Source organism: Hydrogenophaga electricum (assembly GCF_030160815.1).
Classification (GTDB): domain Bacteria; phylum Pseudomonadota; class Gammaproteobacteria; order Burkholderiales; family Burkholderiaceae_C; genus Hydrogenophaga; species Hydrogenophaga electricum.
Window position 1 is genome coordinate 1 of the sequence record NZ_BSPB01000129.1, and the last position, 1,224, is coordinate 1,224.

At 66.7% G+C, this 1,224-nt stretch carries 1 protein-coding gene; it reads right to left on the minus strand.

Translation table 11 applies throughout. The annotated features are described in order from the left end of the window. Positions 1–12 precede the first annotated feature (12 nt). The coding region (locus QQK43_RS23085) for a TRAP transporter large permease (RefSeq protein ID WP_284309627.1) at positions 13–1,224 on the minus strand (1,212 nt) is incomplete at its 5' end.

Here is a 1,224-nt window from a genome sequence, read left to right on the forward strand (position 1 = left end):
CATGGGGCTTTCTCACTGAGGGCCGATGACGGGAGCGGGCCCGATGGGAGCGAGCGCCGGAGGCTTGGCAAAGACCGCGTCGCGCAGCGCCAGCGTCAGGGTGGGGACATACGTGATCACGGCCAGACAGGCCATGATCACCAGCACAAAAGGCAGCAGGTGACGCACGATCTGGTCCAGCGAAATCTTGGCCACCGTGCAGGCCGCAAACAGGTTCACCCCGAACGGCGGCGTGATCATCCCCATGGCCAGATTGACCACCATGATGATCCCGAAGTGCACCGGATCGACCCCGAAGTGCACCGCCACCGGCACCAGGATCGGCGCCAGCACGATGATCGCCGCCGACGTCTCGATGAACATGCCGATCACGAACAGCGCCGCATTCACCCCCAGCAGGAACCAGCCGGGCGACTGCAGCACCTCCTTGAGCCACATCCCGATCGCATCCGGGATGCCCGCGCGCGTGATCAGAAACGCGAACAGCCCCGCGTTGGCGATGATGAACATGATCACCGCGCTGGAGATCACCGACTTGCGCAGCACCCGCATCAGATCGCCCAGCCGCAGCTCGCGGTGGATCACCAGCCCCACCAGCAGCGCGTAGAACACCGCCACCACCGACGCCTCGGTGGGCGTGAACACCCCACCGTAGATCCCGCCCAGGATGATCACCGGCATCAGCAGCGCCCAGGCCGCATCGCCGGCCGCACGCGCCAGCGGCAGGCGGCCCTCGCCATCGCGCTTGCCCCAGCCCTTGTAGCGGCAGTACAGGTGCACGAACAGCATCAGCGCGACGCCGATCAACAGCCCCGGCAGCACCCCGGCGATGAACAGCTCGCCGATCGAGACCTCGGCCGACACGCCGAACAGGATCATGGGGATGGAGGGCGGGATGATCACGCCCAGCTCGGCCGAGGTCGCCTGCAGCGAGGCCGCGTAGGAGCTGGGGTAGCCGTGCTTGACCAGCGCCGGGATCAGGATCGCGCCGATGGCGAAGGTGGTGGCCACCGAAGAGCCCGAGACGGCCGCGAAGATCATGCAGGTGAGCACGCAGGTCATGGGCAGGCCGCCCTGCACGCCGCCGACCAGGCTCTTGGCGAACTCGACCAGGCGGCGCGAGATGCCCCCGGTCTCCATGAGATTGCCCGCGAGGATGAAGAAAGGGATGGCCGCCAGCGGAAACTTGTCGATGGCGGTGAACATCTCCTTGGGCACGAGGAT